We start from the raw sequence: 22046 nt of genomic DNA, 5'->3' as shown, positions 1-22046 counted from the left end.
TCTGTTTCTTGTCTGTCAAAGCCGGTAGACGCGCCTCGCCGTCGTCTTGAAGATAGCGTCCTGCTGCTCCGCGCTGAACGGCGCGGCGGCCGTGCGAAAGGCGCCGACGAGCTCGCGATAGCTGGTCCACAATTTCTCGATGGGGAAATTGGAGCCGAACAGGCAGCGCTCGGCGCCGAAGATCGCGACGGTGTCGATGAGCACGGCGGCGATGTGCGCGGGATCGTTGCGATGGATGAAGGTGCCGAGCCCGGAGAGCTTTGAGACCACGTTCGCGCAGGCCGCGAGCCGGGCCATTCCGCTGCGCCAGGCGGCGCGGCCACCAGGAGAGAGATCCTCCAGCATGCCGGCATGCTGGAGGATGAAGGTCACGTCGGGGCAGGCTTCGGCCAGCGCTGCGGCATCCGGCATCTGCGGGGTGAACACCTGCAGGTCGAAGCTCCAACCATAGTCGGCGAGGCGCGCGACGTTGCGGCTGATCATCGGATCGGTGCAGAGATCCGGGCGGGCGGCAAAGCGATAGAGCGGGTTCTCGTGCCAGTGCAGCTGCATGCGCACGCCGCGCACCAGCTTGTAGCGCTTCAGGCGATCGAGCTGCGGACGCACGTCGTCCACGGCGAAATTGGCATAGGCGACGATCGCGTGCGGCCAGCCGTGTTCGTCCGCAGTCTGCTGCACCCACGCGGCCTCGTCCTCGAAGCGGTCGTTGGCCCAGTTGGTTTGCACATAGACCGAACGCGTGACGCCGGTATCCTTGAGGTCGTCGAGATATTCCTGGATCGGATAGTCGCGCCGGATCGGCTCATAGGGTCCGAAGATGCGCGGCTGCATGGGGCCGGTCAGCCAGGGCAGGTCGGCCTGCCGCCAGATGTGATGATGGCCGTCGACAATGTCGGTCACGCCGCTCTCCTTCGTCCCAGCGCCAGAATATGCGCGACGATCGACGCGCTCGAACCGCCATCCACGAGGTCATCGACGAAGCGCTCGATGGCGATGAGCGCCTCGGTCTGCGGGTGGAAGCCGGGGCTTGTCGCCAGCGGCGTCAGCCAGCTCAGGCGCCAGGCCCGCCGCGACAATTTCGCGACGGCGTCGCGAAGCGCGTCGATCTCGCCGCGCTCCAGTCCGTCGGAGACGACGATCACGGCGGCGCCGCGCGCATAGCCGCCGAAGCGGGGCACGGCGAGGAAGGCCTGGAGTGCGTCGCCGATGCGGGTGCCGCCGTCCCAATCGCTGACCAGATGCGCGGCGGCGTTCATGGCCTGCTCGCGGCGCTTCAGTCGCAGCGGGCGGGTGATGCGGGTCAGCCGCGTGCCGAAGGTGAAGACCTCGACACTGGGCGCGGCCTGCACCAGCGCATGCGCGAGCTTCATGTTCTCCTCGGTGCGGCCCTTCATCGAGCCGGAGACGTCGATCAGCAGGAGCATCTTGCGCGGACGCTGGCGCCGCTTCATGTGACCGAGCCGCAGAATCTCGCCGTCGCTGCGGACACTGTCGCGCAAGGTGCGGCGGAGATCGGCAAACGGTCCGCGGCGGGCGCGCATGCGGCTATGGCCGCGCCGTCGCGGCAGGCGCCGCGGTGCCTCCCGCGCCAGGCGGCGCAATGCGTCCGTGCTCGAGGCCGCCCCAAAGCGGCGCTCGACCAGCGCCTCGCTTCGGGTCGCGGTGAGGCCGGACTCATTGGCCTCGTCGGAGAGCAGGGGGGCATCGTCGCCGCGGCCCTCTTCCTGGAGGCGGACTGTCTCGTCGTCCTCGCCCTCGTCGTCTCGCGCGATGGCCTCGCTGCCGCGGAAGTGGAGATCGAACAGCCGGTCGAAGGTCACACGGCGCTCGGGCGGCGGCGCCAGCGTCGCGAGGGCGGCTTGCCTGACGTGCTCGATGTCGCGCGGGCCGAGCAGCTCGATCGCGGCGAGGAACGTGGTGGTTTGCTCCGGTGCGACGGCAAAGCCGTTCGCGCGCAGCAGCGGGACGAAGGCGACGAAGATGCGCGCGGCGCGCGGGAGCTGCAGTTCGGCGCTCATGCGGTCGCCTCCGCGAGCATGGCGTCGAGCCGCGGCGAGATGAAATGCAGATCCTCTTCGTCCTTCAGCGCCACGCCGATCGAGCGCTTGAATGCATCCGGCCAGCGCGCGCCGCCCTTGTGCAGCAGCGTCGCGGCCTCGGCCCAGTCGACGGCCTCGGCAATGCCGGGCGCCTTGCTCAGCGGCTCGCGCCGCAGCTTCTCCACGGCCGCGACGACGGCGCGGGCCGTGGCCTCGGCAACGCTGGAGGCACGCATCATGATGATCCGCGCCTCACGCTCGGCGCTCGGATAGTCGATCCAGTGATAGACGCAGCGCCGGCGCAAGGCCTCGTGCAGATCGCGCGTCCGGTTCGACGTCAGCACGACCACGGGGCGTTCCGCCGCGCGCACTGTGCCGCGCTCGGGAATGGAGATCTGGAAGTCGGAGAGGAATTCGAGCAGGAAGGCCTCGAACTCCTGATCGGCGCGGTCGATCTCGTCGATCAGCAGCACGGTGGAATCGGGCGCGCGGAGCGTGGCCAGCATCGGCCGCTCGATCAGAAACGTCTCGCCATAGATGTCGATGCTCTCGTCGCCGGCCTGGCGGATCGCCAGCATCTGGCGCGGATAGTTCCACTCATAGAGCGCGGCAGAGGCGTCGATGCCCTCGTAGCATTGCAGGCGGATCAGGCGCCGGCCGAGCACGGCGGCAATGGCTTTTGCGGCTTCCGTCTTGCCGACGCCGGGTGCGCCCTCGAGCAGCAGCGGCTTGCCGAGCGCGAGACCGAGATAGGCTGATGTCGCAAGGCCCTCGTCGGCCAGGTAATAGGCTGCCCGCAGCGCCTTCTCCAGCGCCTCCGGGCTGTCGATGCCGACGATGTTGCTGCGAACCGCCACGACTGATCCTCTAGCGCCGTGCCTGCGGCCGCGCGCCGCCCTGGGCCTTGATCGCGCGCAGCACCTTTTCAGGCGTGATCGGCAGGTCGTCGATGCGCACGCCGACGGCATTGAAGATCGCATTGGCGACGGCCGGTAGCACCGGGTTGGCGCACATCTCGCCGGGGCCCTTGGCACCAAAGGGGCCATCGGGAGCGGGACGTTCCAGCACCGCGATATCGTGCGGGCAGATGTCGCCGGGGCCGGGCATCAGATATTCGACGAAGTCGCGGGGGCCGTGAATGGGATCGGGATAATAGGGCTCCGGGGTCTCATAGAGCGCGTGGCTGACACCCATCCAGGCACCGCCGACCACTTGCTGCTCGACCAGACGCGGGTTCAGCGCGCGACCGAGCTCATAGGCGGAATCCATCCGGACCATCGCGACATCGCCGGTCTCGTCGTCGACCTCGACCTCGGCGACGAGGCAGGCATGGGCGTAGCAGGTCGCCGGCGACATCTCGCCGGTCTCCGGATCGACGTTGGAAAGGGGAACCAGAAAGATGCCGCGGCCCGAAATGGTCTTGCCCTGCTTGAACTGCGCGGCAATCGCGACATCCTTGGTCGAGATCGAACGGTGCGGCGCGCCCTTGACGTGAATATTGCCGCGGCCGTCGGTTTCGAGATCGGCGGCATTGACCTCGAGCTCCTCAGCCGCCGCTTCCATCATCACGCCGCGGGCCTCACGCGCCGCGGCCATCACGGCATTGCCGACCCGGTGGGTGCCGCGCGAGGCGAACGAGCCCATGCAGTGCGGGCCGGTGTCGGAATCCGCCGTGTCGACATAGACGTCCTCGACCGGCACGCCCAGCGTCTCGGCGCAGATCTGCCGCGTCACCGATTTCATGCCCTGGCCGAGGTCGATCGACGACAGCGCCACCGTGAACTTGCCGCTGGGATTGGAGTGAACCAGGGCCTGGCTCGGGTCGCCGCCAAGGTTCATGCCGATGGGGTAGTTGATCGACGCCATGCCGCGTCCGCGATGCCTGGTCATGTCAGCGTCTCCTGGTGCCGAACACCGACGAGAACCGCGTCGCGCCGTGCGATGGTGCGGCCGGGCGTGGTGGGGGAGGCGGCGGTGCCGGCGGGGGTGGATCGCGCGGCGGCTCCCGTGTCGTGGTTACGGGTGCACGGTCGTAGCTCGTGCGCTGCTGTGCAGGCGCAGCCGGACGTGCGCGGGACTCCGTTGCGGTCGGCGGGATCACCGCGCGGCTGCCGCCGCCGTCCTTGCGCGAGGAGGCGCGCCTGAACTCGTCGCGGATCGGCCATTTGGCCTTCTCGGCCGCGACCTGAACGCATTCGATCAGCGCGGTGTTCTTGGCCTCGCGCCGGTGCGCCTTCATGTCGCCGTCGCGATAGGCGTTGAGAATGCGAAACTCCATCGGGTCCATGCCGACGAGGTTTGCGAGCTTGTCCATCTGGCATTCGATCGCGAAGTCCATAGCGGTGACGCCGAAGCCGCGCATGGCGGTCGCGGGCGTGCGATTGGTGAAGACGCAATAGACGTCGCCATAGACGTTCGGGATGGTGTAGGGGCCTGGAAGATGGGCGGCGCACTTCACTGCGGCGTAGCTGGAGAGTCGCGTATAGGCGCCGCTGTCGAAAAAAGCGCGGATCTTGCGCGCGACGATGCGGCCGTCGCGCATCACGCCGTCCTTGATGTAGATGCGTTCGGCGCCGCGCGGCGGGCCGTACTGCATCTCCTCCTCGCGCCCGAACACGTAGCGGACGGGGCGTCCGGTCAGCATCGCGCCGAGGATCGCAAGTGGCTCGGTCAACGTGTCCACCTTGCCGCCGAAGCCGCCGCCAACGGTGCCGCCGATGAAGTGGAACGTGTTGGAGGGCACGTCCAGAATCTTGGCGCAGGTGTCGACGGAGAAAAACAGCGCCTGGGTCGAGGTGTAGACGACGTAGCGGCCGTTGGTGTCGGGCGCGGCGATCGCGCCGTTGGTCTCGGTCGGCGCGTGCTCGATCGGCGACATCTGGTAGCGTTGCTCCAGCACGTGGTCGGCGCTGGCGAGCGCAGCATCGGCATCGCCGAAGCGCAGGCGCTGATGATCGTAGACGTCGTGATAGATGAAGGCGTTCTTCGGATAGGTCTCGTTGACCACGGGCGCGCCGGGCTTCAGCGCGTCCTCGACATCGAACACAGTCGGGAGCGGCTCGTAGTCGACCTTGACCCTCGCGATGGCTTCGAACGCTTCGCGCTCGCTGTCGGCGACGATGGCGAGGATCGGCTCGCCCTTGTAGCGGACCTTGTCGACCGCCAGCGACGGCTCGTCATCCTTGCCGAAGTTGATCAGGCTGAGCAGCGTGTTGAGATTGACCGGCACGTCGGTGCCACGGATGATCCGGCGAACGCCGGCCGAACGTTCGGCCTCGGTGGTATCGATGCGACGGATCCTTGCATGGGCCTGGGTCGAGCGTACGACCTTCAGGTGCAGCATGCCTTGCAGCTTGTGATCGTTGAAGTAGCTCGACGTGCCCGTGACATGGCCGAGCATGTCCTGGCGCTGGGTGCCCTTGCCGATCTCCTTGAGGTTATCGTCGCGCTCGTCGGCGAAAATGTCCTTGCGCAGTTCCAGCATGGTTGACCTCAGGCGCTGACCCGGCCGCTCGCTGCGGCCAGGATGGCATTGATGATCGGCTCGTAGCCGGTGCAGCGGCAGATGTTGCCGGAGATGGCTTCAATGACCTCGTCGCGGCTCGGCGAGGGATTGCGGTCGAGCAGCGCCTTGGCGGCCATCAGCATGCCCGGCGTGCAATAGCCGCACTGGGCCGCGAAATGGTCCGCGAAGGCGCGCTGCAGCGGGTGCAGGTTCGGGCCCTGCTTCATGCCGTCGAGCGTCTCGATGGAACGGCCGGCCACCGTCTCCGCCAGCGTCAGGCAGGAGAGATGAAGCTCGCCGTCAACAAGCACACTGCACGTGCCGCAGCCGCCCTGGCCGCAGCCGAATTTCGGCGTCATGTCGCCGATCAGCTCGCGCAGCGCCACCAGAAGATTGGTGCCGCCGTCGACGAAGATCGCGACATCGCGGCCGTTGTGACGAAATTGCAGGGGTATCTTGGACATGGCTCTATTCCTGGCCTGACAGCAGGCGCCGCAGATGGACGCCGACGATCTCGCGGCGATACCACGCGCTGCCGAGCGCGTTGTCAGATGGCGACGTTCCCTCGGTCGCTGCGGATGCGGCGGCCGCGATGGTTGCAGCGTCCAGCGAGCGGCCCTCCAGGGCGCGCTCGGCGGCGCGGGCGCGGATCTGGGTCGGCGCCATCGATCCCAGCGCGATCCGAGCGCCCGCGATCCGGCCGCCGCTGATCGGCAGATGCGCGGCAAGCGTGACGACCGAGCCGCCCTTCGGCTTGATGCGGGCGATCTTGCGATAGCGGAACGCGTCGCTGCTCGCCGGCCGGGTGCAGGAGACCGACAGCACAAGGGTTCCGGCCTGACGTTCGCGCGCCTGCAAGAACTCCTCGATCGGGATGTCGCGGGCACCAAAGCCGCCCGCGACGGCGACGGTCGCATCGAGCGCCAGCAGCGCCACGGTGAAATCGCCGTAGGGAGCTTTGGCAAAAAGATTGCCGCCGACCGTGCCCATGTTGCGCACGGCGGGACCGCCGATCGAGCGGGCGGGCGCGTGCAGGAAGGCGAGGTCCCGCTCAGCAAGGATGCGCGCGAAGGTGACGCCGGCGCCGAGCGTGATGCGCGGTCCCGAGGCGTCGATCCGGGTCAGCGCCTGATCGTTGGCGCGGACCACGATCGAGATCGCGACATCGCCCTCGTTCAATGCCCGCATCACCAGCGTGCCGCCGCCGAGATAGCGCGCGCTGCGGTCCGAGGACAATGCCCCCGCCGCCTCGCTGGCGCTTGCAAACGTCTTCACTGTCACGGCCATGACTATGCGGCCTCCCTCAGATGCCGGCGGATTGCCTCGAATCCAGCCTGGTAAATGTCTTCCGCGACCATGTGGGTGATGCGGTCCCGATCTTCCGGCTTGGTGGTGAAACGGGATTCCCAGTGCCAGAAGGTGCGGTCGCCGTCGGTGACCGGCAGCAGCCTGACATGGGCGACGTAGTTGAACATCGGCACCGGCGTGTCGAGCAGGCAATAGCTGAAGGACTGCTCCAGGTCCGACAGCGCCAGCAATTGCTCGCGCAGCTCGGAGCCGTCGTTGAGCTTGAACCGCCTGATGCAGCCGATCCTGTCGGAGGACTGCGCGCGTTCGATCGACGAGGTCGCGACAACCGGATGCCAGCGATCGTGCCCGTTGAAATCGCGCAGCACGGTCCACACCGTATCGGTCGGTGCGTCCAGGATCGTGCTCTTGACGACATGCGGCACGGTCAGCCTCCGAACACGCGCTTGAGCGCATCAAATCCGCCCTGGAACACGCCGCCGCCGATATTGCTGACGAGCTCGGTCTCCCGCTCCGGCGCGCAGTCGAATTCGGCGGTCCATTCCATGAAGGTCTGGTCGCCGTCGGTGACGGGGGTGAGCCGCAGGGTTGCGACATAGTTCTCGACACCCATCGGCGATTCCAGGATCGAATAGGTGCAGAACATGTCGTAGTCGGAGAGGCCGAGCAGCTTCTCGCGGATGCGGTCGCCGTTGCGCAGGCGAAAATCTCGCACACAACCGATCTTGTCGGCGGGCTCGCCGCCCTCGATGCGGCTTTCGGCGATCGCCGGATGCCAGTTCGGCAAGCCATTGAAATCGCGCACCCGCGCCCAGACGCGGTCGTTGCGGGCATTGACGACGGTGGAGACGTAGACGCGAGCCATGGCGCGACCTCAGCTCTTCTTCCGCGGCCCGCGCTCGGCCGGCGGTTCCCCACCTTCGGCCGAGGGGGCCGGCGAGGCCGCCGGCTTGTCGCCGCCACCTCCGCCTCCGCCGCTCTTGCGCGCGGACTCCTTGATCCCCTGCATGTCACGGGCTTCGCGGATCAGGCCCGGCATTTTGGAGAGACTGCCGCCTTCGACGCCGATGTCCGACAGGATCGAGTCGATTAGCGGCGCTTGGACGCGATAGCGCAGGGCGGAGTCGATGACTTCGTCGGTGGCGCTGCGGCCGCCATTGCCGCCGTGGCCGTTGCCGTTGAGGCCGTCGACCTGGAGGATGCGGATGCCCTCGATCTTCTCCATCGGCTTGACGCTCTCGCGGACGATGCCCTCGATCCGGTCGAGCAGCTTGCGGCGGAACAGCGAGTAGCGCGCCTGATCGGTCAGCACGTTCTCGGCCTCGTTCAGCATCCGCTGCGCTTCGGCCTCGACGGCGGCGCGCACGCGCTCGGCTTCCGCGGCGATCCGGGTCTCCTCGGCCTGTTTCTCGGCGAGCAGCACCTCGACCGTCTTGCGCCGCTTGGCGATCTCGCTCTCGCGCGCGGTAATGACGCGCTCGGTGGCTTCGGTCGCGCGCATCCGCGCTTCCTCGGCCGACGCCTTGGCGGCGGACTCTTCGAGAGACTTCAGATGGATGGCGATGGCCTTCTCCATCAGGACGGTCTCGACCTCCTTCTCGCGGTTGACCTCGAGCTTGCGCAGCTCGCGCTCGCGGCCGACGCGGGCTTCGTCGAGGCCGCGGTCGGATGCGATGCGCGCGCGCTCGACCTCCTCGCGAGAGGCGATCTCGGCCTCCTGCAGCGACTGCACCCGGGCGACTTCGAGCTGCTCGATCGAGCGCCGCCGCTCGATCCGGGCCGCTTCCAGCGCCTGCTCGCGCGACACGTCCGTGGTCTCGACCTCCTTGCGCGCGACGATCTCGGCCTGCCGGACCTGGCGATCGGCATCGATCCGCTCGGACTTCTTGGTCGACAGTGCGATGACGCGGTCCTCGTCGGCGATCTCGATCGCCTTCTTCTGCTCGATGTTGAGCACCTCGCGCTTCTTGGAGGAATTGATGCGCTCGGCCTCGAGCGCCAGATCGACCGTGATGCGCTGGCGCTCGATGGCGTCGCGCCGCTTCAGCTCGGCCGCCTCCAGCACGCCGGTGCGCTCGATCTCGAGCGAACGCGTATCGCGCTCGGCCTGGATGCGCTCGGCCGCGATCGCCTTCTCCTGGGCGATGCGGGCCGCCTCGATCGCCTCGCGCGAGGCGATGTCGGCCTCCTCGACGGCGCGGTTGCGGGCGATCTCCAGCGAGCGCACGCGCTCCTCCTGGGCGATCCGGCTGGCCTCGGTGGTCTCGCGCGCCGCAATGCCGGCGACGTCGAGTGCCTGGTTGCGCTCGATCTCCAGCTGCCGCGTGTTCTGCTCGGCGGCGATGCGCTCGGCGGCGAGCGTCCGCTCGCGGGCGATGCGGGCGGCCTCGACCGCGCGCTGCGCCTCGATCTCGGCCTCCTGGATGGTGCGAACCTGCTGGATCTCCAGCGCGCGGGTGCGCTCGTCCGAGGAGATGCGCTCGACATTGACGATCAGCGTCTGGGCGATGCGGGCCTTCTCGGTGGCCTCACGGGCGGCGATCTCGGCCTCGTCGACCGCGCGGGTGCGCTCGATCTCGCGGCGGCGCGTTTCCTCCTCGTTGGCGATGCGGGCATCGGTGACGACGCGGTCCTGCTGGATCCGCGCCTTCTCGATGGCTTCGCGCGCCGCGATCTCGGCTTCCTCGACCGTGCGCATCCGCTCGATCTCGCGCTGGCGCACCTCGCGCTCGGATGCGATCCGCGTGGTGTCGATCGAGCGCTGGTTGGCGATCCTCGTCTTCTCGATCTCCTCGCGTGCCAGCAGCTCCTTTTCCTCGATGGTGCGGGTCCGCTCGATCTCCTTCTGGCGGGTTTCGCGCTCGGAGGCGATGCGGGCTTCCGCAATCGCCTGGTCGTTGGCGATGCGGGCGCGCTCGATGGCTTCGCGCGCGGAGATCTGCGCCTGCTCGGCCTCGGTTTCGCGCAGCGCCCGTTCGCGGGCGACTTCCGTGCGCTGAAGCGCGCGGCGCATCTCGATGTCGCGTTCCTGCTCCAGCCGCGCGGTCTCGCTCTCGCGCTCGATCTCGAGCGCCTGCCGCTCGGCCTCCAGGTTGCGGGCGCGAATCTTGATCATCGAGTCCTGCTCGATGTCGTTGCGCAGCTTCCGCTTGGCCTCGATGTCCTGCATCAGCTGGGTCAGGCCTTCGGCGTCGAACCGGTTCGAGGGGTTGAAGAATTCGAGGTCGGTCTGGTCGAGATCGGTGATGGCGACCGACTCCAGCTCGAGCCCGTTCTGAGCGAGGGCCTCCGCCGCGTTGGCCTTGACGCGGGCGACATACTCGCCGCGCTGCTCGTGCATCTGCTCGAGGGTCATTTCGGAGGCGATTGAACGGATCGCCGAGATGAACTTGCCGGCGAGGAGGGCATGCAGTTGCCCCGGCTCCATGGTGCGGCGGCCGAGGGTGGCGGCCGCGATGGACACCGCTGCGCGGGTCGCCTGGACGCGGACGTAGAAATCGGCCTCGATGTCGACGCGCATGCGGTCGCGGGTGATGACGGCGTCCTGCCGGGAGCGCACGATACCCATCGGCAGCACGTTCATGTTGACCGGCGTGTAATCGTGGATGAACGGCAGCACGAAGGCTCCGCCATTGATCACCACGCGCTCGCCGAGGAAACCGGTCCGGACGAACGATGTCTCCTTGGAGGAGCGGTGATAGAGCCAGTTCACGATATAGACGCCGACCACGATCACGACGATCGCGACGATCAGCCAGAGGATCAATTCACCGACGAGCATCCCCGACATCTTTTCCTCCCTCGAACCTTCAGGCGTTAGCGCGCGCCGATCGCCTTGAATTGACGTACCTGCTCCGTCAACGCCCGCTCCACGGGAAGCCGTTCCATCGAGGAGGCCCCGTAGAAGCCGTGGCAATGGCGGGTGTTCTTCATGATGAAATCGGCGTCGGCGGGATCCGCGATCGGGCCGCCATGCGCCAGCACCAGGATGTCGGGATTGACGCTGAGCGCGGCGGAGGCCCAGGTGTCGATCTGCGCCGGACAGTCCTTCAGCTTCAACGCGGTCTGCGCGCCGATCGTGCCGCCGGTCGTCAGCCCCATGTGGCAGACGACGATGTCGGCGCCGGCGATCGCCATCGCGGCGGCTTCCTTCTCGCTGAACACATAGGGCGTCGTCAGCATGTCCTTGTCGTGCGCCTTGGCGATCATGTCGATCTCGAGCGCGTAGGACATGCCGGTCTCTTCGAGATTGGCGCGGAAGGTGCCGTCGATCAGGCCGACGGTCGGAAAGTTCTGCACGCCTGCGAAGCCGAGCGCCTTCAGCTGGTCGAGAAACGCGTCCATGTCGCGGAACGGATCGGTGCCGTTGACGCCCGCGAGCACCGGCGTCCTCGTGACCACGGGCAGCACTTCGCCGGCCATCTCCAGCACGATGGCGTTGGCATCGCCGTAAGCCATCAGGCCCGCGAGCGAGCCGCGTCCGGCCATGCGGTAGCGTCCGGAATTGTAGATCACGATGAGATCGACGCCGCCGGCCTCCTCGCATTTGGCTGACAGGCCGGTGCCGGCGCCGCCGCCGACGATCGGCTCGCCCCGCTTCGCCATCTCGCGGAACCGCCTCAGAAGTGCTGCGCGTTCAAACCTTGGCATCGCTCACCTCGCTAGTCTCCGCCGCGTGCCGGTGCGGCCGAACAGGGTTCGGAACGCACCGACGATGGCGGCGGCGAAATCGGGATCGTTGATGTTCTTGGGCGTGCGGATGAGCTGGCGATGGCCGGTCTGCCGCACGGTGCGCTCCAGCGTGCGGAACAGCGCGGCATCGGCGTCCGGATCCCAGAACGGCTGGCCCCGCGCGTCGAGCGCGGAGACGCCGCCCTCGGGCAGGAAGAAGCGCACCGGGCCGTCCATCTGGTTGAGCCGCTCGCCGATCCAGCGGCCCATGCGCTCGTTCTCCTCCACGTTCGTCCGCATCAACGTCACCTGCGGATTGTGGACGTGGAATTTGCGGCCGCGGTAGCGCTCGGGAATGGTGTCGGGCGCGCCGAAATTGACCATGTCGAGTGCGCCGACCGAGCCGACATAGGGGATACGCGTGCGGATGATCGCACCGAAGCGGTCCTCGGTTGCGGGAAACACGCCGCCCATCAGGAGATCGCAGACCTCCGTCGTGGTGAGGTCGATGACGCCGGCGAGCTGGCCGGACTCGACGAGTTTCTCCATGGAACGGCCGCCGACGCCGGTGGCATGGAAGACCAGGCACTCGAAATCGTCGCGCAGCTCGGCGGCGATCTTCTGCACCGCCGGCGTCGTCACGCCGAACATGGTGATGCCGACCGAAGGCAGGCCGCCAGCCTCCCGTGCCGTCGCGGCGCGCGCATCCAGCCGCGCCTTGACCATGCCGGCAAGCGCATGGGCGCCGTTGGCCAGCACCGCGCGCGAGATCGAGTTCAAGCCCTGCACGTCGGTGACCGAGTGCATCATGGTGATGTCGGCCGGGCCGACATAGGGCCCGACATCGCCGGATGCGACGGAGGAGATGATCAGCTTCGGGACGCCGACCGGAAGCGCGCGCATCCCGGGGGCAACCAGCGACGCCGCGCCCGACCCGCCCGCCGTGATCACGCCGACGACATTGCCCTGGCGCCGTAGCCAGCTCGCGAACGCATCGGCCATCGCGGTCACGGCCGCGCCGCGGTCGGGGCCGAATACCGCGGCACCGCCGCGGCCGTGGTTGAGGGCGATCTCCTGCGCGGAGACATCGCAGCTGGAATGCTTGCCGCTGGTCGAGACGTCGACCAGCCGCGTACGCAGGCCGGTTTCGGCGATGATGTCGCGGATGAAGCGCAGCTCGAGGCCCTTGGTGTCGAGCGTGCCGACGACCAGGACGACAGGCGGGCCCGCGGTTTGCGCCGCCATCGGCTCGCGCTTGCGCCGCGCGGTGTCGTCGAGCCGCGCGACCTGCGTCGAGAGCGTGCGCGCTGCGGCCTCGATGCGGGCGATCGGCACCGGCTGCGACCATCGCGTCGGCAGCGTCGGGTTGGAGACGTAGATGCGGATCGGCCCGTCGCGGCGCGGCGCCGGCGCAGGTTTAGCTTCCGGGCCGGTCGCCGAGATCTCGATATCCGGCTCGAGCTCGGCATGAAGCCCGACGCCGAGCAGGCGTTGCTGGAGCTCGCGGTCGGCGGCGAGTCGTGCGGAGTCGATGATGCGATTGATGCGGCCGTTGACCATGATGGCGACGTTGCGCGAGACCGCGGTGGCAACCCCGATATTCTGCTCGATCACGAGCACGGACATGTCGCCGTCCTCACCGAGCCGCAGCAGCATCTCCTCGACCTGCGCCACGATGACGGGCGCAAGTCCCTCGGTCGGCTCGTCCATGATCAGCAAATGCGGATTGGTGAGCAGCGCGCGCGAGATCGCCAGCATCTGCTGCTCGCCGCCGGAGAGCTGGCCGCCGCCGTGATCCCTTCGCTCGGCAAGGCGCGGGAAGGTGTCGTAGATGCGCTCGACCGTCCAGGCGCCGGAGCGCATGCCGCCGGCCAGCCGCAAATGCTCGTCGACGCTGAGCGAGCGCCACAGGCGGCGCCCCTGCGGTACGTAGCCGACGCCGAGCCGGGCGATCTGGGCGGGCGGCCGCCTTGTGATGTCCGCGCCGCGGACACGGATCGACCCGCCGCTGACGCCGACCAGCCCCATGATCGCCTTGCACAGCGTGGTCTTGCCCATGCCGTTGCGGCCGACGACGGAGAACACGCCGCTCTCGAGCGTGAGGTCGACGCTTTGCAGCGCGTGCGAGTGCCCGTAATAGACGTCGAGCCCGCGGACCTCGAGCCCGGCGGCGGAGCGACGGGCCTCATTCATGGCCGCCTCCGAGATAAAGCTCCTGCACCTCGGGGTCGGACTGGATCTCCTCCGGCAGGCCCTCCTTGAAGATGCGGCCGTTGTGCATCATCGTGACGCTCTCGACGACGCGCAAGGCGACGTCCATGTCGTGCTCGATGATGATGTAGCCGATATGCGCCGGCAGCGAGGTCAGGATCTCGATCAGCTCGGCCCGTTCGGTCGGCGACAGGCCCGCGGCCGGCTCGTCGAACAGGACGAAGCGCGGGGCGCCGGCGAGCGCGAGCGCGATCTCGAGCTGGCGCTGCTGGCCGTGCGCGAGCTCCGCCACGCGCTGGTCTTTCACGGCGGCCAGATGCACGGCCTGGACGAGGTTGTCGGCCGCATGCATCAGGGCATCGTTCTGTCCCGGCCGCAGCAACGAGAAGCGTCCGCGCGAGACGCCGCGGCAGGCGAGATAGACATTGTCCTGCACGGTGAGGCCGGGAAACAAGGCCGAGATCTGGTAGGTCCGGCGCAGCCCGCGGCGGATGCGTTCATAGGGCGGGAAATGCGTGACGTCCTCGCCGAAGAAGCGGATCGTGCCGGAGGAGGGCGCGAAGTCGCCGGTGATGCAGTTGAACAACGTGGTCTTGCCGGCGCCGTTGGAGCCGAGCACGGCGCGGCGTTCGCCGGGCCGCACGGTGATGGTGACGTCGGTCAGCGCCGCGAGCGCGCCGAACAACCGCGTCACGCCGCGCAGCTCCAGCGCGGCGCCGGCGCCGACGGCCGAGAGGCGTTGGGCGACGCTATCCATGGCCGCGTCCTCCGCCCGGTCGATTTGCGGCAGGACGCCGGCTCTGGCGCCAGCGCTGCCACAGGCCGATGACGCCGTCCGAGGACCAGAACACGATGGCGAGGAAACCGAGACCGATCAGCAGGCGGAAGCGGTTGCCGTCGAGGCCGAGCCTGACAAGGAAGTCGAGCGCGAAAGTGCGCAGCAGCACGAAGATCAGCGCGCCGATGAAGGGACCGATCGGACGGGTGATGCCGCCGACGACGGCGATGATCAGCACGTCGATGCAGGCCCCGACGCTGACCGAGCCCGGCGAGATCTGGCGGTAGTTCCAGACCTGGAGGACGCCGGCGAGTGCCGCCACGAAGGAGGCGAAGGCATAGGCGGCGACGCGATGCGCATTGACGTTGAAGCCGAGCGCCGCCATCCGGCGCGGGTTGTCGCGCACGCCCTGAAGCGCGAGCCCGAACGGAGCGCGCGAGAGATATTCGACGGCGAAATAGCACAGCGCGGCAACCGCGAGCACGATATAGTAGAAGGGAATGTCGGCGCGCCAGTTCACGCCCCAGAAGTGCGGCGTCGCCACGGTGTTGATGCCGGTATGGCCGTTGAAGATCGCCCAGTTCTGGTTGGTGAAATAGTAGAAGGCCGCTCCGATCGCGAGCGTGATCATGATGGTGTAGATGCCTTCGGTGCGCACCGCGAGCGCGCCGCCGAGCGTGCCGAAGGCGGTCGCCAGCGCCAGCGCCATGGGGACCGCGAGCCACCACGGCCAGCCCAGGCTGATATTGGCGTTGCCGCTGACGCCGAACACGGCGACCATGTAGGCCGAGAAGCCCGCGATGGTGAGCTGCATCAGGCTGACCATGCCGCCATAGCCGGCAAGGAACATCAGGCTGAGCGCCATGATGCCGAGAATCAGCGTGGTCGCGAAGATCTCGATCAGGAAGAAGCCGCTCGCGATCAACGGCATGATCAAGAGAATGACTGCGACGATCCAGGCGGCGGGATTGTTGATCTCCGGCCATGTCCGCGCCGGGCGCTGCGCAACATCGGCGGGGCGAACGGTAACGCGGGCATCGTGGGCGAGCGACATGTCAGCGCCTCGCCAACAGGCCTTGCGGCCGGATCGCCAACACCAGCACCATGATCAGGAAGGTCACGACGATGGCATAGGTCGGGATGTAGACCGAGCCGAGCTGTTCGGCGAGGCCGATGATCAGCGCGCCGAGCGCCGCGCCGGGGATCGAGCCCATGCCGCCCACGATCACGACGACGAGGGAGGCGAGCAGGAAGCGGATGTCCTCGCCCGGGGATAATGACTGGAAGGTGCCGCCGACGACGCCGGCGATGCCGGCAAGTCCTGCGCCGAACGCGAACACCGCCACGAAGACGAGCTGGATGCGCACCCCGGTCGCGGCGAGGATATCGCGGTCGTCGACGCCGGCGCGGATGATCATGCCGGCGCGGGTGCGATTGAGCGCGAGCCACATCGCCACGCCGATCACGACAGAGGCGGCGAAGATCACCAGCCGCACCAGGGGATATCGGAGATAGACCGGCTCGCCCGAGGATTTGATCGCCGTGACCAGCGGCAGCTCGATGGGGCCGATCAGCCAGTTCGGCGTCTGGATCTGGTAGAAGTCGCCGCCACAGGCCCACAGCATGAGATCGGCGAACACGATCGAAAGCCCGATCGTCACCATGGTCTGCCTGAGGTCCTGTCCCTCCATCCGGCGGAACACGATCAACTGGAGCAGGACGCCGACCAGGGCGGTGAGGATGAAGGCGACGATGAAGCTGAGCAGCCAGGAGCCGGTCGCCGTGCTGATGGCGTAGCCGACATAGCCGCCGAACAGATAGAGCGAGCCGTGCGCGAGGTTGACGTTGCGCATCAGGCCGAAGATCAGCGTGAAGCCGCTGGCGACGAGGAAGTAGAGTCCGCCGAGCGTGATGCCGTTGAAGACCGCGTTGAGGAAGACGCGCTTGCGGCCAATGGCCTCTTCCAGGCCCGGCGGCCAGACCGCGAAGACCAGCCACAGCCCGACGGCAATGGCAATGATCGAGATCAGCGCCCAGGCCGGATGGCGTTCGACGAAGCGGCTCATGCTCTCGCCTCGTATCGCTTGCGGCGGGGCAATGGCATATCGTAAGCGGATTTTCCGCGGCCCATCCTTCGAGACGCCCGCTTTGGCGGGCTCCTCAGGATGAGGGCAGAGTATGCGGCAGCAATTTCAGCGGGGTCGATGCCGATTAGCCTCATCCTGAGGAGACCGCGCAGCGATCGTCTCGAAGGAGGAGGCGCTTGTTCAGGCGGCTCCAGGAGATCGTGTGCGATTGCGCTCGCGCGTGCGGAGAGAGGTCGCGCCGAGCACGCGGGTTCACCCCAACCCTCTCCCTGCAAGCGGGGCGAGGGGGCATGCAAGCCGTTGCCGGCTGCTGCTGGCCCTGCCATGGACGCACGTCCTCCCTGGACTCGCGACCCTCTTTCGGGATCGCGTTGCCCGCATCCTAGCGGGGCTGCGAGGGCGACGTTTGATCGTGAGTATCTTTTCGTGGCCCGCTCTCAGGCGCGCAAAATCTTGGCTGCGCGTCGATAATCGGTCGGGGCCATTCCCACATTGGCGGCGAAGAAGCGGGTGAAGCCGCTCTGCGAGGAGAAGCCGAGATCGAAGCCGATATCGGCGATCGGCGTCTCGCTTGCCACCAGCGCTTCGAGCGCATGTTCCATGATCAGCGTGTTGAGATAGAGGTTCGGCGTCACGCCGGTCTGGACGCGGAACAGCCGGTAGAAATGCGGTCGCGACAGTCCGGATTCCCGCGCGATCGTATCGAGCTCGATCTCGGCGCCGGGGCTCTCCGACATCATCTTGATGCATTTGCGCACGCGGAAATCGGTGACGGAGCCGTTTGCGCGTGGATCGCGCGCGATCTCGGCCTGCTGCCAGCTTTCGTCGTAGCAGATGTCGATCAGCCGCCGCAGCTCGGAATCGAGGCTGGAGAGCGATGGTGCGCCGCACACGAGCGCGGCCGTCCGCCTGATGTGCTTGTCCAGCGCCGGCGTGCGCCGGAACTGGGTGCGGCCGAAACGCATCCGATGGGTGCCGGAGGCATCGGGTGCAAACCATTCGGCATTGACATAGAGCACGAAGAAGATCGCGCCGCCGTCGAGATCGGCGGGCAGGAAATTATGCGGCTCCCAGGGATTGACCGCGACGACGGACGTCTCGTTGAGATCGTGGTGTCCCTCGGAGACGTCGATGCATGCCGGCATGCCGCCAACATGGAAGATCAGATGACCTTCACGATGGGCGTGAATATTGAAAGGGCGGTTCAACTGATAAACCGTCGCCCGGCCGAACCGGCCGTGGAAGACGGCGAGCGCACGGCTCATGCCTTCCCCTCCCGAATGTTCTTGTCTTTTCGCTCAGCGTTCAACAACGCCGACGAGATTGCAAGAGCGGAGAGCGACCGCGTCAGCAAGTCGCTCCCCGGGTTGTGCATCGCGGAGGTGATGCGTCAGTATTTCTTACATTCCGGCACGGTGCGGCTCGGCAGCCCGATCTTGGAGAAGACGGCCGGATCGTAGCCGAGCGTCTGGTTCACGTTCGGGATCACCTTCACGACCTTGCTGAACAGCGCGCCCTTGCCGTCATCAACGACTTCGGTGACGAAGTTGGTGCCGATCGCCTGCCGGTTGGAGTCGAGCTTGATCTTGCCGTTCGGCGCATCGATTTCGATTTTGGCGAGGGCTTCCTTGTACTTGGCCTGGTTGTTGGAGAGATCGCCATTGACCTCACGCAGCGCCAGGATCAGCGCCATGGTCGAGCCGTAATAGTTGGTGGCGAGCAGTGACGGGCTCGGGAAGCGCTTGTTCGGCGGGAAGGCGTCCTGATAGGCCTTCACGAATTTCTGCCAGCCCGGATCCTCCCAGGTATCGGCCTGGCCGCTCGCCGCGATGGTGCCGACCAGGGCGTTCTTGGCGTTGCCCTTCGACGACAGGATGGTCTGGTCGATCATGATGGAACCGCCCATCAGATGCGCCTTGCCGCCGGCCTGCTGGTACTGGTTGAGGAAGTTGACGGCATCGGCGCCGCCAAGCCCGAGATAGATCGCGTCGACGTCGTCGGGCAGTGCGGCGATGACCGAGGCGAAATCCTTGGTGCCGAGCGGCACCCATTGCCGGTTGGTGACCTGTCCGCCGGCGCCGCAGAACTCGAGCACGAGGCCGAACACCTGGGTGTAGATGAAGGAATAGTCCTCGCCGACGGTCGCGATCTTGCGATACTTCTTGTCCTCAAAGGCGTATTTGCCGAGGCCGACCTGCCACTGCGCGCCGTCCATGTTGTAGCGGAAGAAGTTCGGGGCAGGATCGACATAAGTGGTTTCCTGCGCGCCGGAGGCTGCGTTGATGAAGGTCAGCTCCGGATGGGTCTTTGCGAAGTTCTTCACCGCGATGCCTTCGTCGCCGGAGAGCGGCGACAGCAGGATCTGCACCTTGTCCTGCTCGATCAGCTTGCGCACGGCGCGCACCGCGCTGTCCGGCGTTGCGTCGGTCGAGGCGACGATGAATTCGAGCTCCTTGTCGCCGACCTTCTTGCCGAGGACGTTGAGTGCCGTCTGGTGGCCGCGCATGCCGTCCTCGCCGAGCACCGTGTAGGTGCCTTCGAGGGTTGCGGTTACGCCCACCTTGATCTTTTCCTGGGCGATCGCTGCGCTTGAAAGAAACAAGCTGCTCAGCGCGAGCAGTCCCACACTGCATTTCGACATTGTGCTCCTCCCTGTGTGTCGTCTTTTGTCGCCGCGTGGCTCTCGAAAGGCCCGCGGCTTTGATGGGAAAGCTAACCGAAGTCGGATGCGGTGCATCCGTTAGCGCCTCCTTTGGTTTGACGGGCAGTCTCATTTTTGAATGGTGCGGCGCAAATGGTTCCGCGGTGCAACAGGCTGTCACAGGAACGCTTCGGGCGGGGCTCCGTTAGCGGAGCGAATTGCTGGAGCTGTCCATGATCGAATACCCCAAGCCGCCTTATCCTTCGCAACAGCAGCCGATGCCTGGTTCGACGGGTGCGATGAATCCACGCCCCGATCATGGCGAGGAGAGCTACAGAGGCTCAGGACGTTTGGCCGGAAAGAAGGCGCTCATCACCGGTGGTGACAGCGGCATCGGCCGCGCGGTCGCGATCGCCTATGCCCGTGAGGGCGCGGACATCGGCATCTCCTATCTGAACGAGGACGAGGATGCAGCCGAGGTCAAGGCGCTGGTAGAGCAAGCGGGACGCAAGGCGATCCTGATTCCCGGCGACATCAGCAATCCCGAGCACTGCCGGTCCATCATGCGTCGCACGGTCGAGGAGCTCGGTGGGATCGATATCCTCGTCAACAATGCCGCCCACCAGGCCACGTTCAAGGACATCGCCGACATCAGCGACGAGGAGTGGCAGCGCACGTTCGAGACCAACATCCACGCCATGTTCTATCTGACCAAGGCCGCCGTGCCTCACATGCGGCCGGGCGCTGCGATCATCAACACGGCGTCGGTGAACTCCGACATGCCGAACCCGACCTTGCTGGCTTACGCCACGACCAAGGGCGCCATCCAGAATTTCACGGGTGGGCTGGCGCAGATGCTGGCCGAGAAAGGCATTCGGGTCAACGCCGTGGCTCCGGGGCCGATCTGGACGCCGCTGATCCCGTCGACGATGTCGGAGGAAAGGGTCAAGAATTTCGGCAAGCAGGTCCCGATGCAGCGCGCCGGCCAGCCGGCCGAGCTCGCGACCGCCTATGTCATGCTGGCCGATCCGCTATCGAGCTTCACCTCGGGGGCCACCTTGGCCGTCACCGGCGGGAAGCCGTTCATCTGATTGAAGGTGCCTCGTCAGCGTCTTGAGAGCACGAGGATCGTGGCGGCGCCGGAGGCCGGGCCGCCACGTCCTGGCCAGCAGATCGATCAGGCGGCGTTGGACGCCTTGGCGTTGACGCCCTTGCGGAGCGCCACCGTGTTCAGCTTGGTGTTGGCGGCCTTCTCTTCGTTCAAATTGGTCGTGAGGAAGCGCACGATGTCGTCGTGGCCGAGCTCCTGCGCCCAGGCGATCAGCGTGCCGTAGCGGCACATCTCGTAGTGCTCGACGGCCTGCGCGTTGGCCACGATCGCGGCATCGAGCACGGCCTTGTCCTCGATCTCGCCGGCGGTCGCGTCGGCTTCCTCGATGAGGCCGTCGATGGCGGGGCACTGCGTGCCGCTGGGCTCCTTGCCGAGCTTGGCGAACACCTTGTTGAGCCGTTCCACCTGCTTGTTGGTCTCGTCCAGATGAGCCTTCAGGCCGGCGACGAGATCCCTGTTGGTCGCCTTGTCGATCATCTTCGGCAGCGCCTTCAGGATCTGCTGCTCCGCGTAATAGATGTCCTGCAGCCCGTGCAGCAGCAGGTCTTCCATCGATTTGATGTCCTTGGTGAAGAATCCCATAAAAGACGCCTCCTTTTCACAATGATGACACTGGAACGCTGCGCGGCCGCAGCTGTTCCATTCCTGTGTGCAGACCAGGAGGGCCGAATGAGCGACGGAATTGATCATCTTGCGGGCCTGCTCGGCCGCGCGGCGATGGACGTGTGGGGCGACATGCCTCGCGACATCCAGGAAGCGCTGTTCGAGACGGCCATGAAGGGGCGCGAGACCGAGCGCGAGGAGCTCGCGCGGCTGTTGCACGAGCGGCACCCGCGTACGCTTCATCCGGCCCGGCCGGGATGATGCAGCGACTGGAACCAACATACGCGCCGCTGATTGGTAACTGAGCGACGCGCCGCCGGATGGTTCGCATGAGGCCGCAAGGAGGTGCATCGCTCGACCGTTGGAAAATTTGTGAGTCGATCGCCGTGACTGAGATGAACATCGGAAAATGGTACGACCCGATCTCGGAACGGTGGATCGCGCCGCGTGAAGCGCGCACCATCGCCGGCTATGGTCAGTCCGGCGCCGATAAGGTGACGGAGAGCCACGAGAGACGCGAGGCGCAGCGGATCTGGCAGCTGCTGGTGGATTGCTGCGCAGGTGAGTGATGCCGTTCCAAATCGGACGCGCCCCGTGACCGCGCATTGTGTCATCGTGCGATGACGGAGTCATGGCGCGATGACGGACCGCGAAGCACTGGCGATTGGAGATGACGGGATCCTCTCGCGTCGTCGACGCAGCAAGCAGCGAATCCCTGGGCCGCACTATTGCGCGGCAGCTATGGCGGTCATCTCGAGTTTGACACCCGGACCGAGATCGGCCACGCCGATTGCGGCGCGAGCCGGCAGATGAACTTCTGCGAAGTGCGGTTTCCAGACCGCGTTGAACTCAGCCTTCTCCTTGAGATCTGTCATGTAGATCGTCACCTGCAAGACGTTGGCTGGGTCGGATCCGAGCGTCTTCAAGAGCTGCGTCAGTTGAGTGAGGACGTCCTTGGCCTGGCCCGACATATCGAGGCTGGTGTCCTCCGGGACGATGCCGCCGATGTAAAGCACGCCATTGTGCTCGACCACTTCGTGGAGCAGACCTTCGTACGGCAAATGGCGTTTGATCATGAGGTGTCCGTTGTCG

Annotated in this window: 22 protein-coding genes; 3 read left to right on the top strand and 19 right to left on the bottom strand. The window is 66.5% G+C overall.

Annotation, left to right across the window (positions count from 1 at the left end):
• Window positions 1-15: 15 nt before the first annotated feature.
• The 17 genes from IC66_RS0126275 to IC66_RS0126195 form a co-directional block, all read right to left on the bottom strand.
• Window positions 16-900, bottom strand: coding sequence for an amidohydrolase family protein (locus IC66_RS0126275; protein WP_028143773.1), 885 nt, complete (start codon window positions 898-900; stop codon window positions 16-18).
• Window positions 897-2018, bottom strand: coding sequence for a vWA domain-containing protein (locus IC66_RS0126270; RefSeq protein ID WP_038949663.1), 1122 nt, complete (start codon window positions 2016-2018; stop codon window positions 897-899). Before IC66_RS0126270 ends, IC66_RS0126275 begins: the two co-directional genes overlap by 4 nt.
• A complete protein-coding gene (locus IC66_RS0126265; RefSeq protein WP_038949662.1) occupies window positions 2015-2896 on the bottom strand; it encodes an AAA family ATPase in 882 nt (293 codons plus the stop codon). The genes IC66_RS0126270 and IC66_RS0126265 overlap by 4 nt, the downstream gene beginning before the upstream one ends.
• 10 nt (window positions 2897-2906) lie before the next feature.
• On the bottom strand, window positions 2907-3929 hold the full coding sequence (locus IC66_RS0126260; protein WP_038949661.1) for a xanthine dehydrogenase family protein molybdopterin-binding subunit: 1023 nt from the start codon (window positions 3927-3929) through the stop codon (window positions 2907-2909).
• A 1-nt stretch (window position 3930) separates the two neighbouring features.
• Complete coding sequence (locus IC66_RS0126255) at window positions 3931-5523, bottom strand: xanthine dehydrogenase family protein molybdopterin-binding subunit (protein ID WP_038949660.1); 1593 nt, start codon at window positions 5521-5523, stop codon at window positions 3931-3933.
• Window positions 5524-5531: 8 nt separating this feature from the next.
• Window positions 5532-6008, bottom strand: a complete 477-nt coding sequence (locus IC66_RS0126250; RefSeq protein ID WP_038949659.1) for a (2Fe-2S)-binding protein — start codon at window positions 6006-6008, stop codon at window positions 5532-5534.
• A gap of 4 nt (window positions 6009-6012) precedes the next feature.
• Window positions 6013-6831, bottom strand: a complete 819-nt coding sequence (locus IC66_RS0126245) for an FAD binding domain-containing protein (RefSeq protein WP_038949658.1) — start codon at window positions 6829-6831, stop codon at window positions 6013-6015.
• Between the two features lie 2 nt (window positions 6832-6833).
• Window positions 6834-7277 carry an SRPBCC family protein gene (locus tag IC66_RS0126240; protein WP_038949657.1) on the bottom strand — a complete coding sequence of 148 codons (444 nt, stop codon included), beginning with the start codon at window positions 7275-7277 and terminating at the stop codon, window positions 6834-6836.
• A gap of 2 nt (window positions 7278-7279) precedes the next feature.
• Entirely contained in the window at window positions 7280-7717 is a 438-nt protein-coding gene (locus tag IC66_RS0126235) for an SRPBCC family protein (protein ID WP_018318067.1), read from the bottom strand.
• A gap of 9 nt (window positions 7718-7726) precedes the next feature.
• A complete protein-coding gene (locus tag IC66_RS0126230) occupies window positions 7727-10642 on the bottom strand; it encodes a flotillin family protein (RefSeq protein WP_038949655.1) in 2916 nt (971 codons plus the stop codon).
• Between the two features lie 26 nt (window positions 10643-10668).
• A complete protein-coding gene (locus tag IC66_RS0126225) occupies window positions 10669-11502 on the bottom strand; it encodes a phosphoenolpyruvate hydrolase family protein (RefSeq protein WP_038949654.1) in 834 nt (277 codons plus the stop codon).
• 3 nt (window positions 11503-11505) lie between these two features.
• A complete protein-coding gene (locus IC66_RS0126220) occupies window positions 11506-13716 on the bottom strand; it encodes an ABC transporter permease (protein ID WP_038949653.1) in 2211 nt (736 codons plus the stop codon).
• Complete coding sequence (locus IC66_RS0126215; protein ID WP_028143762.1) at window positions 13709-14491, bottom strand: ABC transporter ATP-binding protein; 783 nt, start codon at window positions 14489-14491, stop codon at window positions 13709-13711. The genes IC66_RS0126220 and IC66_RS0126215 overlap by 8 nt, the downstream gene beginning before the upstream one ends.
• On the bottom strand, window positions 14484-15566 hold the full coding sequence (locus IC66_RS0126210) for a branched-chain amino acid ABC transporter permease (protein ID WP_038949651.1): 1083 nt from the start codon (window positions 15564-15566) through the stop codon (window positions 14484-14486). Before IC66_RS0126210 ends, IC66_RS0126215 begins: the two co-directional genes overlap by 8 nt.
• A 1-nt stretch (window position 15567) precedes the next feature.
• A complete protein-coding gene (locus IC66_RS0126205) occupies window positions 15568-16578 on the bottom strand; it encodes a branched-chain amino acid ABC transporter permease (protein WP_028143760.1) in 1011 nt (336 codons plus the stop codon).
• Between the two features lie 458 nt (window positions 16579-17036).
• Window positions 17037-17864, bottom strand: coding sequence for a helix-turn-helix transcriptional regulator (locus tag IC66_RS0126200; protein ID WP_028143759.1), 828 nt, complete (start codon window positions 17862-17864; stop codon window positions 17037-17039).
• A gap of 125 nt (window positions 17865-17989) precedes the next feature.
• Window positions 17990-19240 (bottom strand): ABC transporter substrate-binding protein, encoded by a 1251-nt coding sequence (locus IC66_RS0126195; protein WP_028143758.1) that lies wholly within the window; start codon window positions 19238-19240, stop codon window positions 17990-17992.
• A gap of 233 nt (window positions 19241-19473) precedes the next feature.
• Here IC66_RS0126195 and IC66_RS0126190 point away from each other — a divergent pair, with 233 nt between their 5' ends.
• The gene (locus tag IC66_RS0126190) at window positions 19474-20331 is read left to right on the top strand and encodes an SDR family oxidoreductase (RefSeq protein WP_038949650.1); all 858 of its coding nucleotides are present in this window, start codon (window positions 19474-19476) and stop codon (window positions 20329-20331) included.
• 86 nt (window positions 20332-20417) lie between these two features.
• Here IC66_RS0126190 and IC66_RS0126185 read toward each other — a convergent pair whose 3' ends face one another.
• Window positions 20418-20933, bottom strand: coding sequence for a YciE/YciF ferroxidase family protein (locus IC66_RS0126185; RefSeq protein WP_028143756.1), 516 nt, complete (start codon window positions 20931-20933; stop codon window positions 20418-20420).
• Between the two features lie 87 nt (window positions 20934-21020).
• On the opposite strand from IC66_RS0126185, the gene IC66_RS0126180 reads away from it, so the two are divergent.
• Both IC66_RS0126180 and IC66_RS46475 read left to right on the top strand, forming a co-directional pair.
• Window positions 21021-21215 (top strand): hypothetical protein, encoded by a 195-nt coding sequence (locus IC66_RS0126180; protein ID WP_038949649.1) that lies wholly within the window; start codon window positions 21021-21023, stop codon window positions 21213-21215.
• 125 nt (window positions 21216-21340) lie between these two features.
• The gene (locus IC66_RS46475) at window positions 21341-21523 is read left to right on the top strand and encodes a hypothetical protein (protein ID WP_157158098.1); all 183 of its coding nucleotides are present in this window, start codon (window positions 21341-21343) and stop codon (window positions 21521-21523) included.
• A gap of 156 nt (window positions 21524-21679) precedes the next feature.
• Here IC66_RS46475 and IC66_RS0126170 read toward each other — a convergent pair whose 3' ends face one another.
• Window positions 21680-22030, bottom strand: a complete 351-nt coding sequence (locus IC66_RS0126170) for a RidA family protein (RefSeq protein ID WP_038949648.1) — start codon at window positions 22028-22030, stop codon at window positions 21680-21682.
• Window positions 22031-22046: the final 16 nt, after the last annotated feature.

Origin of the sequence: Bradyrhizobium genomosp. III, assembly GCF_000261705.1 — a bacterium.
Lineage (GTDB): Bacteria > Pseudomonadota > Alphaproteobacteria > Rhizobiales > Xanthobacteraceae > Bradyrhizobium > Bradyrhizobium ottawaense.
Note: the sequence above shows the minus strand (reverse complement) of the source record. Positions and strands in the feature narration are given on the sequence as shown.

Coding starts and splice junctions, on each gene's coding strand:
- IC66_RS0126235 (WP_018318067.1), bottom strand. CDS start 7,717: ATGGCTCGCGTCTACGTCTCCACCGTCGTCAATGCCCGCAACGACCGC.
- IC66_RS0126170 (WP_038949648.1), bottom strand. CDS start 22,030: ATGATCAAACGCCATTTGCCGTACGAAGGTCTGCTCCACGAAGTGGTC.
- IC66_RS0126220 (WP_038949653.1), bottom strand. CDS start 13,716: ATGAATGAGGCCCGTCGCTCCGCCGCCGGGCTCGAGGTCCGCGGGCTC.
- IC66_RS0126180 (WP_038949649.1), top strand. CDS start 21,021: ATGAGCGACGGAATTGATCATCTTGCGGGCCTGCTCGGCCGCGCGGCG.
- IC66_RS0126250 (WP_038949659.1), bottom strand. CDS start 6,008: ATGTCCAAGATACCCCTGCAATTTCGTCACAACGGCCGCGATGTCGCG.
- IC66_RS0126195 (WP_028143758.1), bottom strand. CDS start 19,240: ATGTCGAAATGCAGTGTGGGACTGCTCGCGCTGAGCAGCTTGTTTCTT.
- IC66_RS0126245 (WP_038949658.1), bottom strand. CDS start 6,831: ATGGCCGTGACAGTGAAGACGTTTGCAAGCGCCAGCGAGGCGGCGGGG.
- IC66_RS0126215 (WP_028143762.1), bottom strand. CDS start 14,491: ATGGATAGCGTCGCCCAACGCCTCTCGGCCGTCGGCGCCGGCGCCGCG.
- IC66_RS0126230 (WP_038949655.1), bottom strand. CDS start 10,642: ATGTCGGGGATGCTCGTCGGTGAATTGATCCTCTGGCTGATCGTCGCG.
- IC66_RS0126225 (WP_038949654.1), bottom strand. CDS start 11,502: ATGCCAAGGTTTGAACGCGCAGCACTTCTGAGGCGGTTCCGCGAGATG.
- IC66_RS0126255 (WP_038949660.1), bottom strand. CDS start 5,523: ATGCTGGAACTGCGCAAGGACATTTTCGCCGACGAGCGCGACGATAAC.
- IC66_RS0126210 (WP_038949651.1), bottom strand. CDS start 15,566: ATGTCGCTCGCCCACGATGCCCGCGTTACCGTTCGCCCCGCCGATGTT.
- IC66_RS0126205 (WP_028143760.1), bottom strand. CDS start 16,578: ATGAGCCGCTTCGTCGAACGCCATCCGGCCTGGGCGCTGATCTCGATC.
- IC66_RS0126200 (WP_028143759.1), bottom strand. CDS start 17,864: ATGAGCCGTGCGCTCGCCGTCTTCCACGGCCGGTTCGGCCGGGCGACG.
- IC66_RS0126190 (WP_038949650.1), top strand. CDS start 19,474: ATGATCGAATACCCCAAGCCGCCTTATCCTTCGCAACAGCAGCCGATG.
- IC66_RS0126270 (WP_038949663.1), bottom strand. CDS start 2,018: ATGAGCGCCGAACTGCAGCTCCCGCGCGCCGCGCGCATCTTCGTCGCC.
- IC66_RS0126185 (WP_028143756.1), bottom strand. CDS start 20,933: ATGGGATTCTTCACCAAGGACATCAAATCGATGGAAGACCTGCTGCTG.
- IC66_RS0126260 (WP_038949661.1), bottom strand. CDS start 3,929: ATGACCAGGCATCGCGGACGCGGCATGGCGTCGATCAACTACCCCATC.